Raw genomic sequence first — 14,889 nt, 5'->3', positions numbered from 1 at the left:
TTTTAAAAGAGCGCCAGCATACGCCAGCGCGCCGGTGGGTTGAAGCCGTTAGCGGGCCTGGCGTGCCTCGAGTGCCGGCCAGGCCGGTTCGCCTTCCAGGGTGGTCACATTGGCCAGCATGGTCTGCACGCGCTCCGGGTGAGTGTCGATCCACTCGCGGGCGACCTCGGCCGCTTCGCGCTCGTTCTGGCCATACTCCTGGATCATCCAGCTCTGCTCGTCGGCGCTGAAAACGAACTGCTCGAAAAAGCTTACCAGATTGGCGTCTTCGGCTACCTCAGCGCGCAGCAGCGTCAGTACATCGCTTTCGCCGTTGTTGTCGCCGAACAGGTTTTCCGGGTCGTCCAGATAGCGCATGGGCAGTTCGAGGTTCATCCAGTGCGGCGTCCAGCCCACCCATACCACCGGCTGCTGGCGATTGATCGCATCGCGCGCGGCGGAGAGCATACCCACTTCGCTGGTGTCGGCCACGCGCCAGTCGCCCAGCCCCCAGGCGTTCTGGTCGATGGCGTCGTGGAGAATTTCACTGGCCGCCGACCCCGCGCCGAAGCCGAGAATTCGCCCACCAAACGCCTCGCGCCGCTCGGCCAGGTCGGCAAAGCTCTGCACGCCCTCCTCGAACGTGTACTCGGGCACCGCCAGCGTCATCTGCGCGCCGTCGACGTTGTTGGCCACATCGACCAGCACGCCCGACGCCTTGCGCGGTTCGAACATCTCGCGCTGGGCGGGCAGCCAAGCGCCCAGAAACACGTCGATATCCCCGCTTTCCATGCCCTGATAGATCACCTGCAGGCCAATCTGCTGAGCGCGGGTTTCGTAACCCAGGGCACCCAGAAGCTGCTCGGCGATCTCGGTCTTGACGGTGATGCCGGGCCAGGCGGGAACGCCGAAATCGAGCGTCGTTTCCTCGGCCAGGGCTTGGGTAGAAAGCGCAGTAGTCCCCAAAATGATAGCGCGGGCGAGCGTGTGGAAAGGCTGTTGCATGAGGTGTCTCCTTGAAGATTCATTTTATGGTTTAGAACGCCGGCTCGCGGTCGAGCACGCGCCGGCGCGACACCAGCAGGTCGCGGTCCAGGTAGAGGCCCTGGAGGTGGCGAGCGCCGCTTTCGGGGTCGAAGGCGCGCCGGCCGTGTAGCACGCGGCGGTTGTCGAAGGCGACCATCTGCCCGGGCAACAGGTCGAACTCGAGCTGGTGCGCTTCGCTGTGAAATAGCGTCCACAGCAAACGGTAGGCCCGGTACCAAGCGGCCATTTCGTTGGAGGGCAGGTCGAGAGCGTCGCGTATCCAGTTGTTGAGGCGGATGTCGATCACCTCGCCCGCCTCATCGAGTTGGATGACCGGCACCCGGGTGCGGATATCGTGGTACTCGTCCTGAAAACGAAAGTCGATAGGCGTGCGGCTCAAAATCGAAAGCGCCTGCGGGTCCTCTCGGCGCAGCGCTTCGACTACTCGCAGGCCGTCGGCGAACAGCGAGCCACCGCCGCTGGCGTCGTTTTCCAGGCAGTAAAGCAGCTGGATGTCCGGCGGCTGGCGCCAGTTGGGCAGGTCGATATGGAGCGCCAGGCCCACGGCGGTGTAGGCCGCGTTATTGGGGTTGGGCTGCGAGCGTACATCGAAGCGGTCGCCGAAGTTGGTGGCCCGCGACGGGCCGATCCGCGCGGCGAGCCGCGTGATTTCCTCCTCTTCGAGCGGTGCATCGGTCACCAGCGCTAGGCCATCGCGCAGCACGGCATCAAGCCACTCACGCTCGCCGGGCAAAGTGAGAAACTCCGCGTGGCGAACGCGCGTCGGCGTGAACGCGTCGCGCCACGCTCTTGGCTCTGGAAGGGGAGAGCCCGCCTGAGCGCCGGGGCGGCGCTGGTGGAGCCAGCCGCTGTGAAAGGCGCTGGCGTGGCCGTCGGCCCATTCGATGTAAAGGTGCCCGTTTGCCAGGGTCACCGCTTTGGGCGCGCTCACCTCACTCAGCGGGGTTAACAGCCGCTCTCGGGTCTGCGGATGTCGGCACTGGGGGCAGGCGCAGTGATCGCGCAGCCAGATGAATGCAAGCGTCGCCTTGTCGCCGTTTTCCCAGCCCAGCGTGATGGCTTCGCCTTCCGTTTTGGCGCTAGCCAGCGGCAGGCCCTGGTCGTAGGGAGTGAGCTCGTTCATGTCCGGGGCCTGAAGCCGGGACGCAGGCGAAACGGCGATGTTCATTCGTTCCTCTGGATAGCTGAGTTTAAAAGTCATCGAAAACAGAGGGATAGGATGAGCATTGGCCGGGCTGGTGACAAACGATTAATCTGACCCCTGAGCCCCGTTTTTATTTATAGGTCGATTTCTCATGCACGAGCTGCCCCCGCTTTTATGGCTACAGGCCTTCGAGTCTGCCGCCCGTACGCTGAGCTTCACTGCCGCTGGCCAGGAGCTTGGCGTGACTCAGGCCGCGATCAGTCAGCGGGTGCGCCTGCTCGAGGATCGCATTGGCCAGAAGCTCTTCGTACGCCACCCGCGAAGCCTGGCGCTGACGCCGGCGGGCCAGGCCTGGATGCCCAGTATTCAGGAGGCGTTTTCGCGTATCAGTGAAGGCACCGCGGAGGTGTTCGGCATCACCGGCGAGCAGCCGGTGACGCTGCGCACCACGCCGATCATTCAGACCGCCTGGCTCGCGCCCCGGATCATCGCGCTGCGCCGGCGTCATCCGGGTATTGCCCTGCGGCTGGTGAGCGCGATATGGCCGGACGACTTCGGCCCTGCCGGGGCGGATATCGAGATCCGCTACGGGCGCGGCGATTGGGGCGGCGTCGAGAAGTACTCGCTGGGCGAAGAGCGGCTGGTGCCGGTATGCGAGCCAAAGCTCGCCGCGCGCCTGACGACCCCGGCGGACCTGGCCGGGCAGACGCTGCTTCACGCCATTGGCTTCGGCGTCGGCTGGGCCGGCTGGTGCCAGGCCGCGGGCGTACCGGATCTGGAGTCGCGCTGCCACGCGCTTGCCTGCGACAACCAGATAACCACGCTGACGCTGGCCAGAGGCGGCGGAGGGGTGGCCTTGACCCACCGGCGTCTGCTGGGGATGGAGCCGGGGTTGGTCCCGCCGTTCGATGTCGATGTGACGAGCGACGAGCAGTTCTGGCTGGTCAGGCCCAAACGTCGTCGGGTCAGCGATGACGCCGCGCGGGTGTGGCAGTGGCTGGTGGATTCGCGTTAGAAGCGGCTTATTGCAAGAAACGCTCACCATTTTTTCTTGCCATCGTGGTGCAACCGTGAAGAATGGTCCGGCTTATATGTCTAAAAAGGTGCACCTTCCATGGATTTTTCACTTCCGTCGCTGTTGACCGGGCTGGTCGATCGCGGCAACGGCTTGTTATGGGGTAGCGTGCTGATCTATCTGCTGATCGGCGCCGGGCTTTACTTCACCGTGCGTACCGGCGCCATTCAGCTGCGCTATTTCGGCCACATGTTCAAACTCCTGCGCGGCTCGCGCCAGAGTAACGGCGGCATTTCATCGTTTCAGGCGCTGTCGACGAGTCTGGCCGCGCGGGTGGGCACGGGCAACCTGGCCGGGGTGGCGGTGGCCATCTACTACGGCGGCCCCGGCGCGATCTTCTGGATGTGGATGACGGCGATCGTCGGCATGTCGACCAGCTTCATCGAGTCCACCCTGGCCCAGGCCTACAAGGTCGACCACGGCGACAATACCTTTCGCGGCGGGCCGGCGCGCTATATCGAGCGCGGCCTCGGGCAGCGCTGGATGGCGGTGCTGTTCTCGATCTGCCTGATCATCGCGTTTGGCCTGGCGTTCAACAGCGTGCAGGCCAACTCCATTGCCCAGGCCATGGAGCAGGCGTTCTCGGTGCCGACCTGGGCGGTGGGCATTGCGCTAGTCGTGGTGGTTACGCCGATCATCTTCGGCGGGCTCAAGTCGATCGCTAAGGTCGCGGAGCTGGTGGTGCCGCTGATGGCGCTGCTCTATCTGATCCTGGCGCTGGTCGTGATCGCGCTGAACCTGCCCGAGCTTCCCGCGGCGATCATGACCATCGTGAAGAGCGCCCTGGGCCTCGAGCAGGCCGCCGGGGGCGTTGCCGGCTACGCCATCTCCCAGGCCATCATGAACGGCATCCAACGTGGGCTCTTTTCCAACGAGGCGGGCATGGGCTCGGCGCCGAATGCCGCCGCCACCGCCAGCACCCGGCCCGACCACCCGGCCGCCCAGGGCTTCATTCAGATGCTCGGGGTGTTTCTCGATACGCTGGTGATCTGCACCGCAACCGCGGCGATCATCATCATGTCCGGCCCTGAGCTGCTCTCGGGGAGCGAAACCAACGGCATTCAGCTCACCCAACTGGCGCTTTCGTCTCAGGTTGGCGAGTGGGGCGCGATGTTCGTCGCCGTGGCGATTCTGCTGTTCGCTTTCACCTCGGTGATCGCTAACTACTCCTACGGCGAGTCCAACATCGAGTACCTGGCCGGTCGGCGCGCGCCGGTGGCAATCCTGCTCTATCGCCTGGCGGTGCTCACCATGATCATGGTGGGCTCGGTGGCGAGCCTCGGCGCGATCTGGAACTTCGCCGATCTCTCCATGGGCATGATGGCGATCATCAACCTGGTGGCGATTCTGCTGCTCTCGCCGATCGCGTTCGCGCTGTTCCGCGATTACGAAAAGCAGCTCAAGTCCGGCGTCGAGCCGGTGTTCAGGCCGCGCGAGTTTCCCAAGCTTGCGCCAAAGGTCGACCCCAACGCTTGGCCGGATCGCGATTGAAACCGCATTCGACTCGAACCAGACCCCGCCACGGCGGGGTTTTTTCGTTTTTATCGATTGGTTAGCGCGAAAGGTTGCGCTTTTAAATGAACGAAATCGATTTAAAATGGCGTCCATTACTCGTTCATTCGTTCATAAGGAATTTTTCATGAGCACTCGCGTTCTTCTCGTTACCTCCTCCATTCTGGGTGAAAATGGCCAGTCAAGCGCCCTGGCCAACCGCTTCAAGACGCAAAGCGAGGCGCGCGAAGGCGTCGAGGTTACCGTGCGTGACGTCGTCGCCAACCCGCTGCCGCACCTGGCACTCGACGAGCTCGGCGCCTGGCAAACCCCGGCCGATGAGCGCAGCGACGAGCAGAAGCGCCTGGCAGCCTACTCCGACGAGCTGCTGGCCGAGCTTCGCGCAAACGATGTGATCGTGATCGCCGTGCCGATGTACAACCTGGGCGTGCCGACCCAGCTCAAGGCGTGGTTCGACCGCGTACTGCGCGCCGGCGAAACCTTCCGCTACACTGAGAACGGCCCGGTAGGCCTGGTCGAAGGCAAGCGTGCCATCATCCTGGCCGCCCGCGGCGGTCAGTACGCTGGCACCGAGCTCGACAGCCAGACGCCGCACCTGAAGACCATGCTGGGGCTGATGGGTGTCACCGATGTCGAGACGGTCTTCGCCGAAGGCCTGAACATGGGCGACGCGCTGCGCGAAAGCGCTTTGAAGGAAGCGTTCCAGGCGATCGACCAGAAGGTCGCCGCGCTTTAATCGACCGCTAACCACCCGAGGTTTGCCATGCAATCGGCGCTGCTCGAGCAGATCTATACTATCGTGGCGCAGATTCCCGAAGGGCGGGTGACTACCTATGGGCGCATCGCCAAAATGACCGAGGGCGCTACGGCGCGCTCGGTCGGCTCCGCTATGCGCCATCTGCCCGATGGCCACGAGCTCCCCTGGCACCGTGTGATCTCGGCAAGCCTCACACTTGCCGACCACGGCGGCGCCGCCCGCCAGCACGAAAAGCTGCGCGCCGAAGGCGTCGCCTTCGATGAGAAGGGCCGGGTACCCCGCCATCTGGTGTGGCCGGAAGAGTGAAAGGTGAATGGTAAGTAGTGAATAGTGATTTGTAAGATATTGACTTTGAATAAAAAATGCCGCCCAGCCGGGCGGCATTTTCCATTCACCATTCACGAATCACTATTCACCAACGCTCAATCATCCAGATTCGCGCCGGACTTCCAGGACCAGTCGCGCCAGCGTAGATCGAACAGATCCTTGCGGCGGTCCTTCATGTTGGTGACCGAGCCTTCGGCGCGTACCACGGTCAGGCGGGTCAAATCGAGATCCGAGAAGAAGATCATCTCGGTATTGGGCGTGGTTTCCGCCAGCACCGCGTCATGGGGGAAGGCGAAGTCCGAAGGCGTGAACACCGCCGACTGGGCGTACTGGATGTCCAGGTTCTCGATCGAGGGCAGGTTGCCGACGCTTCCGCACAGCACCACGTAGCACTCGTTTTCGATGGCCCGGGCCTGGCCGCAGTGGCGCACGCGCAGGTAGCCGTTCTTGGTGTCGGTCCAGAAGGGCACGAACAGGATGTCCATGTCCTGGTCGGCGAGTAGCCGGCCAAGCTCCGGGAATTCGACGTCGTAGCAGATCAGGATGCCCACGCGCCCGGCGTCGGTGTCGAATACCTGCAGGTCGTCGCCGCCTTCGATCACCCAGTCGCGGCGCTCCTGGGGGGTGATATGAAGCTTCGCCTGGCGGTCGATTTCGCCGTCGCGGTGGAACAGGTAGGCGATGTTGTAGAGCTTGCCATCCTCGCCTTCCTCGATCATCGAGCCGCCGACGATGTTGATGTTGTAGGAGACCGCCATGCGCGAAAGCTCGCTCTTGAAGCGCTCGGTGAAGCCCGCCAGAAAGCGGATCGCGGCCATCTGATCCTGCTGGGCGGCGCGGTCCTGCAGCCCCATCAGGGGCGTGGTGAAAAGCTCCGGGAAGACGGCGAAGTCGCTTTGATAGTCTGAGAGCGCGTCGACGAAGTACTCGATCTGTTTGAGCGCGGCCTCGACCGAGGCGAATTCGCGCATCTGCCACTGCACCGCGCCGACCCGTACCTGGGTGGGGCGGGTATCGAGCACGCTTTCCGCGGGTTCGAACAGGATGTTGTTCCACTCTAAAAGCGTGGCGTAGCCACGGGACTGGGCGTCCTCCGGCAGGTACTTGCGCAGAAGCCGTTTGACCTGGAAGTCGTTGGCGAGCTGGAACGACAGGATCGGGTCGTAGATCTCCTTGCGCGAGACCTTGTCGATGTACTGGGCCGGGCTCAGCTCGTCGGCGTACTGGTGGTACTCGGGGATGCGCCCACCGGCGAGAATCGCGCGCAGATTGTGCGAGCGGCAAAGCTCCTTGCGCGCCTCATAAAGGCGCCGGCCCAGCCGGTAGCCGCGGTAGTCCGGGTGGATCAGCACGTCGAGGCCGTACATGGCGTCGCCGTTTTCGTCGTTGAGGATGACTTCACGGTGGCCGATCAGGTCGTCGTAGCGGTGGGGGTTGGAGAACTCGTCGTAATCCACTTGCACGGTCAGCGCCACGCCCACCAGCACGCCGTCGTCCTCGATCGCGATCTGGCCATCCGGGAAGGCCTGGATCAGTTTGTCGATGGTGTGCTTGGGCCAGGCGCCACCAATATCGTGATAGACCGCGTCCATCAGCGTCTTGAGCTGGTCGTAGTCGTCACTTGCCAGATTGCGAAGGTTAAGGTGCAGTTCTTCCAGAGACATGGTTTGGGCTACTCACCGTATAAAAAACGTGACCTAGTGTATCACTGCTGCGCGCTGCGGGCTTTTTTCCCGCCCATTCCGACCAGCGGCCGGGTAAGCGTTTGCGCCATGATCACCCCGGCAAGGATCAGAAGCCCGCCGTACAGGTGAAAGCTCGCGATCCGCTCATCCAGCAGCGCCATGGCAATCAGCGCGCTGAAAAGCGGCATCAGGTTGATGAAGATGCTCGCCTGGTTGGCGCCGATCTGGCGCACCGCGCGCATCCATAAAAAGGTAGTGATGATCGAGGCGGGGATGCCGGCGTACGCGATCAGCCAGACGTTCTGGCCATCGATCGGTGTCATCGGCCCCATCAGATAGGGCGGCAGCAGAAACAGTACCGCGAAGCAAACTTGGGCGTAGAGCATCACCCAGGGCGGCAGGTTCATCTGCCAGCGCTTGAGCATCACGCCATAAAGGGCGTAGCAGATCGCGGCGATCACCATCAGCGCATCGCCAAAGGCGACCTCGAGCGTCAAAAGCGAGAGCGGATTGCCCTGGCCGAGCAGAAGACTCACCCCCACGAAGGCCAATAGCCCACCGACCACGCCGCCGGTGGTGGGCGGCTCGCGCAGAATCAGCGCGCTCAGGAGCACCGTCAGAAGCGGCACCATGGCCGCGAGAATCCCCATGTTGGTGGCGGTGGTGGTTTCCGCCGCCACGTACCCAAGCCCTTGCCATAGCCCCATGCCTAAAAGCCCGAGCGCGGCGAGCTTCGGCCAGTGGCGGCGAATTTCCGGCAGGTGTTTGAGCGTGGCTGGCAGTACCAGCGGGGTCATCACTAAAAGCGCGAGAAACCAGCGCAGAAAGGCGATGCTGCTCGGCGCGATGGTGCCAACAGTAAGCTGGTTGATGGTCATGTTGCCCGACCAGATCAGCACCGTGGCCAGCGGCGCGAGAAAGTAAATCAACGGCATGGCAGGATCCTTGTTCGTTAGCCGGTTAATGTGACGCGCTTTGGAGCTGCGAGCAAGGGGGCAAGTGGCTCGAAGCGAACGCAGGCGCTGTACGCCGCCGTCTCGATGTCATACGCTTGTTTGAAAGTTGCTACCAGCCGTTCAACAGCCTTCGAACAAGACCGAGAGACCGTCATGACAAAGCCCGCTGCCTACCCGCATCTTTTCACGCCCATAACGCTTGGCCCACTGACGCTACCCAACCGCGTACTGATGGGCTCGATGCACACCAACCTGGAGGAGACGAAGAACGGCTTTACGCGTTTGGCCGCCTTCTACGCCGAGCGGGCGCGTCACGGGGTGAACCTGATCGTCACCGGCGGTATCGCCCCTAACCCGGAAGGCGCGGTGTTCGAAGGCGCCAGCGCTCTGATCGATGAGTCAGCGCTTGCCGATCACCGTCAGGTGGTGGAGGCGGTGCACGCCGAAGGCGGGCATCTGTGCATGCAGATTCTGCACGCCGGGCGCTACGCCTACTCGCCGAATCTCGTTGCGCCCTCGGCGCTGCAGGCGCCAATCAACCCGCATACGCCGCGGGCGCTCGACACCCACGAGGTCGAAAGCCAAATCGACGACTACGTGCGCTGCGCAAGGCTTGCGCAAAAGGCGGGCTACGACGGCGTCGAGGTGATGGGCTCCGAAGGGTACCTGATCAACCAGTTCATCTGCCGGCGCACCAACCAGCGTACCGATGAGTGGGGCGGCGACTTCGCCGCGCGCATCCGTTTTCCAGTGGAGATCGTGACGCGCATTCGCCAGGCAGTGGGCGAGCGCTTTTTGATCATCTTTCGGCTTTCCATGATCGACCTGGTCGAGGAGGGCAGCAGCTGGGAGGAGGTGGTGGAACTTGGCCGCGCCATCGAGGCGGCCGGCGCCGATGTGATCAATACCGGCATCGGCTGGCACGAGGCGCGGGTGCCCACCATTGTCACCAGCGTGCCGCGCGCTGCCTTCACCGAGGTGACCCGGCGGATGAAAGCGGCGCTGTCGATTCCGCTGATCACCACTAACCGTATCAACATGCCCGAGGTCGCCGAGCGCGTGCTCGCCGAGGGCCACGCCGACATGGTGTCGATGGCGCGGCCGTTTCTCGCCGACCCGGCCTGGGTGGAGAAGGCCGCCGCCGGTCGATCTGATGAGATCAATACCTGCATCGCCTGCAACCAGGCGTGTCTGGATCACACCTTCGCCGGCAAGCTGACGTCGTGTCTGGTCAACCCGCGCGCTTGCCATGAAACCGAGTTCAGCCTCGAGCCGGCCGCTTCTTTCCGGCGGGTCGCGGTGGTCGGTGGCGGCCCGGCGGGACTCGCCACGGCAGTCAGTACCGCTAGCCGCGGCCACGCGGTAACGCTATTCGAGCGCCGCGGCGAGCTGGGCGGGCAGTTCAACTATGCGCGCAAGATTCCCGGCAAGGAGGAGTTCGATGAAACCCTGCGCTACTTCCATGTGATGCTCGACAAGCACGGCGTAAAGGTGCGCTTGAACGTGGACGCCACCGCCGAAACGCTTGCCGAGTTCGACGCGGTGGTGCTCGCCACCGGGGTGACGCCGCGCACGCTCGATCTGCCCGGCGCCGATCACCCGAGCGTGTTGAGCTACGCCGAGGCGATCGAAAACCCCGAGCGGGTCGGGCGCGAGGTGGCGGTGATCGGCGCCGGTGGCATAGGCTTCGATGTGTCGGAGCTTTTGTCTCATCTCGACCACCCCGCGCTCGATCTCGATGCCTGGTGCCAGGAGTGGGGAGTAGATCTGACGGTCAGCGAGCGCGGCGGGCTCACCGCGCCCAACCCGCCAGCGCCTGCCCGGCGCATTATCATGCTCCAGCGCAAGAGTTCGAAGCCTGGCAAGGGGCTTGGCAAGACCACCGGCTGGGTGCACCGCGCCGCGCTCAAGGCGCGCGGAGTGAAAACTCTCAGCGGCTGCGAGTACTTGGGGATCGACGACGCCGGGCTGCATATCCGCCAGAACGACGAAGAGCGCGTGCTGGCGGTGGACAACGTGGTGGTGTGCGCGGGCCAGGAGTCGGTGCGCGATCTCGTAGTGCCTCTTGAGCGCGCCGGGCGCGAGGTGCACGTAATCGGCGGCGCCGATGAAGCTGCCGAGCTCGACGCCAAGCGGGCGATCGACCAGGGAATGCGGCTGGCGGCCACGCTCTAGGCGTGAAGGGCGGCGGGTGACGGTCGCGTTCGATTAGCGCTAGACTAGTGCTTTTGGTTCGCGACGCCTACTTCGCCGCGAACCTTCGTTCGTCTTGCGCAGTGTCATCCTGCGTGGATTCGTCGCCCTGCAAGTGGCACTCAGCTTGCCGCGACGCCCTATCGTTATAAGGAAAACCCTCATGCCCACGGAGTGCACCCCCCGGTTTCTTGCCAGCGACAACACCTCGGGAATCTGCCCGGAAGCGATGCAGTACCTGATGAAGGCCAACCAGAGCGACGATCTGGCCTATGGCAACGACACCTGGACTGCCAGGGCGGCGGATCGCTTTCGCCAGATGTTCGACTTCGACTGCGATGTGTTCTTCGTCTTCAACGGTACCGCCGCCAACTCGCTGGCGCTTTCTGCCATGGGGCGCAGCTACCACAGCGTGATCTGCCACGAGCTTGCCCATATCGAAACCGACGAGTGCGGCGGCCCGGAGTTCTTCTCCAACGGCGCCAAGCTTTTGACCTCGCCGGGTGCCAACGGCAAGCTCACCCCGGAAGGCATAGAAGCGCTGGTTACCAAACGTTCCGATATCCACTACCCCAAGCCCAAAGTGGTCTCGCTCACCCAGGCGACCGAAGTGGGCACGCTCTATTCCCGCGAGGAGCTGCTGGCGATTCGCGCGGTGGCGGACAAGTACGATTTGCGCCTGCACATGGACGGCGCGCGCTTTGCCAACGCCTGCGCAAGCCTCGATGCCAGCCCGGCGGAGCTGACCTGGCAGGTGGGCGTGGACGCGCTCTGTTTTTCCGGCACCAAGAATGGGCTGGCCTTCGGCGAGGCGATCCTGTTCTTCAACCGCGAGCTCGCCGAGGACTTCTCCTACCGCTGCAAGCAGGCCGGCCAGCTCGCCTCCAAGATGCGCTACGTCTCCGCGCCCTGGCTTGGGCTTCTGGAAAGCGGCGCTTGGCTCACCAATGCTCGACACGCCAACGATATGGCGCGCTATCTTTCCGAGGGGCTCCAGCGCCTGCCCGGCGTATCGCTGATGTTTCCCACTCAGGCCAACAGCGTGTTCGTCGAGCTGCCGCCGTCTGTGGTCGAGGCGCTCAAGGCCCGCGGTTGGACGTTCTACACCTTCATCGGCGCTGGCGGCGCGCGCTTCGTCTGCGCCTGGAACACTACCGTCGAGCTTCTCGATCAGCTTTTGGCCGATATTGGCCAGGCGCTCGACGCGCGCTAAGGCTTGCCCAGAAACGCCCGCGCCGCACGTTCAAAGCGTGCGGCGCGGGTGTTTCAAGGGCGGGGTCAGGGCGAAATGCCGTTCAGTTAAGCACGGATAGCACTTGTGGGAGGGAGCTTCAGCTCGCGACGGGTGGTCAGGCCAAGGCACCTGACGGCGCCATTCGCCCGCTGAAGCGGCCTCCCACGGTAAATCAGCCAACCTCAATGGTTGTTGGATACCTTAACTGACTGGCATGGGGGTCAGGGCGAGATTTGCTGGCTCGCGTTGGTGAAGCCCATCAGCGACAGGTTCAAATCGAGACGCTCACCGTCCGGGGCGATAGCGCTGACCGTGGCGCGGTTGCCGCTGCGAAGCTGCTGCAGCATGCTCGGCTCCAGCGGAATGTCGGCGCGGCAGCCCTGCTCGAAGCAGAACTGGTAGGGAAAGCCCAGCGGCTCGTTATTATCCACCTGAAGCTGCATACCTGCCGCCAGGTTCACCCCCAGCGGCAGCACGAAGGCCATCACCGGTGTACCCTGGGCCTGGGGTGGGTAGCCCACCATCGCGCGCATCAGTGGGTCGTTGCTTTCCGGATTGTTGACGATCTGGTTCATGGTGCAGTTCTGCTGGCTGCCTGCGGGGCAGCGCACTTCCCAATCCTGAAAGCGCTGGGTGTCTATGTTGGCACTGCCCTGCTGCGCTTGAACCGTCGTGGCGGCGGTAGCGGCAACAAGGGGTAGCAGGGCGGTCATCAGCGCGCGACGAATCGGCATACGTTCATATCTCCGAAGTTGAAAAGGGCGGGCAGGCGCTGAGGTCAACGTCTGGCCAGTGCGCTCATTCGAACATGAGCGGTGCCTCGGGTTCCAGTATCGCCTTTACCGGCGCTGGAAAACACCCTGTTTTCAACCCGTAATTCACGCTTGCGTTGAAGTTTTTATCGCTCTTTTTTGATTAATGCTGTCTACGCTAGTAATGCGATACCTCGTTGGGTGCACCGCTTTCAAGGGGTGGTTGAGCGGTATACCTGAGGCTGGGCCACAGGAGAGTTCAATGAGCATCTTTGATCACGTTCAAGACCGGTTCGCACGTACACAGCAAGAGGAGATGACGCTCGAGGAGTACCTTTCCCTTTGTAAACGCGACCCGAAGGTTTATGCCAGCGCCGCTGAGCGTATGCTCGAAGCGATCGGTGAACCCGAGGTGATCGATACCGCCAAGGACCCGCGCCTGTCGCGCATCTTTTCCAACAAGGTGATCCGCCGCTACCCCGCGTTCGCCGAATTTCACGGTATGGAAGACGCCATCGAGCAGATCGTGGCTTACTTTCGCCACGCAGCCCAAGGGCTCGAGGAGCGCAAACAGATTCTTTACCTACTCGGGCCGGTCGGCGGCGGTAAGTCGTCGCTCGCCGAGCGCTTGAAACTCTTGATGGAGCGCATTCCCTTCTACGCCATCAAGGATTCGCCGGTGCACGAGTCGCCCCTGGGGCTTTTCTCGCCGGAGGAGGACGGTGAGCTGCTGGAGCAGGAGTACGGCATTTCGCGGCGCTATCTGAAAAGCGTGATGTCACCCTGGGCGGCCAAGCGTTTGAAAGAGAACGGCGGCGACATTTCACAGTTTCGCGTAGTGCGCCTCTATCCCTCGCGGCTCAACCAGATCGCGATCTCCAAGACCGAGCCGGGCGATGAGAACAACCAGGATATCTCCTCGCTGGTAGGCAAGGTCGATATCAGAAAGCTCGAACTCTTCTCCCAGGACGATCCGGACGCCTACAGCTTCTCCGGCGGGCTGTGTCGCGCCAACCAGGGGCTGATGGAGTTCGTCGAGATGTTCAAGGCGCCGATCAAGGTGCTCCACCCGCTTTTGACCGCGACCCAGGAGGGTAACTACAATCCCACCGAGGGCATGGGCGCGATTCCTTTTGATGGCGTGATCCTCGCCCACTCGAACGAGTCCGAGTGGCAGGCGTTTCGTAACAACCGCAACAACGAGGCGTTTCTCGACCGGGTTTATATCGTCAAGGTGCCGTACTGTCTGCGAGTCTCCGAGGAGGTCAGCATCTATCAGAAGCTGCTCGAGGAGTCCTCGCTCAACCAGGCGCCCTGCGCGCCGGACACGCTGCGCATGCTGGCGCAGTTCACCACGCTCTCGCGCCTCAAGGTGCCGGAAAACTCCAGCGTCTACTCCAAAATGCGCGTTTACGATGGCGAGAACCTGAAGGATACCGACCCGCGGGCGAAGTCGATTCAGGAGTACCGTGACAGCGCCGGAGTGGATGAGGGCATGCAGGGGCTCTCGACCCGTTTCGCCTTCAAGATCCTGTCGAAAGTGTTCAACTTCGACAGCACCGAGGTCGCCGCCAACCCGGTGCATCTGCTCTACGTGCTGGAGCAGGCCCTGGAGCGCGAGCAGCTGCCCGCCGAGGTGTTCGAGCGCTATATCGGCTACATCAAGGAGTTTCTGGCGCCGCGCTACGTCGAGTTCATCGGCAAGGAGATCCAGACTGCGTATCTTGAGTCCTACAGCGAGTACGGCCAGAACATTTTCGACCGCTACGTCATGTACGCGGATTTCTGGATTCAGGACCAGGAGTACCGCGATCCGGAAACCGGCGAGCTGTTGAACCGACAGTCGCTCAACGAGGAGCTCGAAAAGATCGAGAAGCCCGCGGGTATCTCCAACCCGAAGGATTTTCGTCACGAGGTGGTCAACTTCGTGCTCCGCGCTCGCGCTCAGAACAACGGCATGAACCCGAGCTGGCAATCCTACGAAAAGCTCAGAGGCGTGATCGAGCACAAGATGTTCGCCAACACCGAGGAGCTTTTACCGGTCATTTCCTTCAACGCCAAGGCGTCGAAGTCGGACCAGAAAAAGCACGAGGATTTCGTCGCGCGCATGGTGGAACGCGGCTATACCGAGAAACAGGTGCGCCTGCTCTCCGAGTGGTACCTGCGCGTACGTAAATCCCAGTAGCGCGCTGGTGTCGCTCGATTCACGTCGCCCTGGTTCAAGGAGG

General features: G+C 62.8%; 12 protein-coding genes. 7 read left to right on the top strand and 5 right to left on the bottom strand.

The features are described from left to right. Positions 1 to 48: 48 nt before the first annotated feature. Together ACGK9R_RS07535 and ACGK9R_RS07530 are read right to left on the bottom strand one after the other, a co-directional pair. A complete protein-coding gene (locus tag ACGK9R_RS07535; protein ID WP_394579861.1) occupies positions 49 to 984 on the bottom strand; it encodes an ABC transporter substrate-binding protein in 936 nt (311 codons plus the stop codon). A gap of 31 nt (positions 985 to 1,015) precedes the next feature. After that, on the bottom strand, positions 1,016 to 2,194 hold the full coding sequence (locus tag ACGK9R_RS07530) for a TauD/TfdA family dioxygenase (RefSeq protein WP_394579859.1): 1,179 nt from the start codon (positions 2,192 to 2,194) through the stop codon (positions 1,016 to 1,018). A 127-nt stretch (positions 2,195 to 2,321) separates the two neighbouring features. On the opposite strand from ACGK9R_RS07530, the gene ACGK9R_RS07525 reads away from it, so the two are divergent. The 4 genes from ACGK9R_RS07525 to ACGK9R_RS07510 all read left to right on the top strand — a co-directional run bounded on the left by ACGK9R_RS07525 (position 2,322) and on the right by ACGK9R_RS07510 (position 5,820). Further along, positions 2,322 to 3,185 carry a LysR substrate-binding domain-containing protein gene (locus ACGK9R_RS07525; protein WP_394579857.1) on the top strand — a complete coding sequence of 288 codons (864 nt, stop codon included), beginning with the start codon at positions 2,322 to 2,324 and terminating at the stop codon, positions 3,183 to 3,185. A gap of 99 nt (positions 3,186 to 3,284) precedes the next feature. Next, positions 3,285 to 4,736, top strand: a complete 1,452-nt coding sequence (locus tag ACGK9R_RS07520) for an alanine/glycine:cation symporter family protein (RefSeq protein ID WP_394579855.1) — start codon at positions 3,285 to 3,287, stop codon at positions 4,734 to 4,736. 148 nt (positions 4,737 to 4,884) lie between these two features. Beyond that, positions 4,885 to 5,493 carry an FMN-dependent NADH-azoreductase gene (locus ACGK9R_RS07515; RefSeq protein ID WP_394579853.1) on the top strand — a complete coding sequence of 203 codons (609 nt, stop codon included), beginning with the start codon at positions 4,885 to 4,887 and terminating at the stop codon, positions 5,491 to 5,493. Positions 5,494 to 5,520: 27 nt separating this feature from the next. Then, complete coding sequence (locus tag ACGK9R_RS07510) at positions 5,521 to 5,820, top strand: MGMT family protein (RefSeq protein ID WP_394579851.1); 300 nt, start codon at positions 5,521 to 5,523, stop codon at positions 5,818 to 5,820. A gap of 116 nt (positions 5,821 to 5,936) precedes the next feature. Here ACGK9R_RS07510 and ACGK9R_RS07505 read toward each other — a convergent pair whose 3' ends face one another. Further along, entirely contained in the window at positions 5,937 to 7,505 is a 1,569-nt protein-coding gene (locus ACGK9R_RS07505; protein WP_394579849.1) for a GNAT family N-acetyltransferase, read from the bottom strand. Positions 7,506 to 7,546: 41 nt separating this feature from the next. Next, positions 7,547 to 8,461 carry a DMT family transporter gene (locus ACGK9R_RS07500; protein ID WP_394579848.1) on the bottom strand — a complete coding sequence of 305 codons (915 nt, stop codon included), beginning with the start codon at positions 8,459 to 8,461 and terminating at the stop codon, positions 7,547 to 7,549. A gap of 174 nt (positions 8,462 to 8,635) precedes the next feature. Here ACGK9R_RS07500 and ACGK9R_RS07495 point away from each other — a divergent pair, with 174 nt between their 5' ends. Both ACGK9R_RS07495 and ACGK9R_RS07490 read left to right on the top strand, forming a co-directional pair. After that, on the top strand, positions 8,636 to 10,657 hold the full coding sequence (locus ACGK9R_RS07495) for an FAD-dependent oxidoreductase (protein WP_394579846.1): 2,022 nt from the start codon (positions 8,636 to 8,638) through the stop codon (positions 10,655 to 10,657). Between the two features lie 181 nt (positions 10,658 to 10,838). After that, entirely contained in the window at positions 10,839 to 11,888 is a 1,050-nt protein-coding gene (locus ACGK9R_RS07490; protein ID WP_394579844.1) for a threonine aldolase family protein, read from the top strand. A 242-nt stretch (positions 11,889 to 12,130) separates the two neighbouring features. On the opposite strand, the gene ACGK9R_RS07485 is transcribed toward ACGK9R_RS07490, so the two are convergent. Further along, complete coding sequence (locus tag ACGK9R_RS07485; RefSeq protein ID WP_394579842.1) at positions 12,131 to 12,643, bottom strand: invasion associated locus B family protein; 513 nt, start codon at positions 12,641 to 12,643, stop codon at positions 12,131 to 12,133. A gap of 280 nt (positions 12,644 to 12,923) precedes the next feature. Between ACGK9R_RS07485 and ACGK9R_RS07480 the strand changes: the two genes are divergently transcribed. After that, positions 12,924 to 14,846 carry a PrkA family serine protein kinase gene (locus ACGK9R_RS07480; protein ID WP_394579840.1) on the top strand — a complete coding sequence of 641 codons (1,923 nt, stop codon included), beginning with the start codon at positions 12,924 to 12,926 and terminating at the stop codon, positions 14,844 to 14,846. The last annotated feature ends 43 nt before the right edge of the window (positions 14,847 to 14,889 follow it).

The sequence above is a fragment of the Halomonas sp. HNIBRBA4712 genome, assembly GCF_043558675.1.
Classification (GTDB): domain Bacteria; phylum Pseudomonadota; class Gammaproteobacteria; order Pseudomonadales; family Halomonadaceae; genus Vreelandella.
Note: the sequence above shows the minus strand (reverse complement) of the source record. Positions and strands in the feature narration are given on the sequence as shown.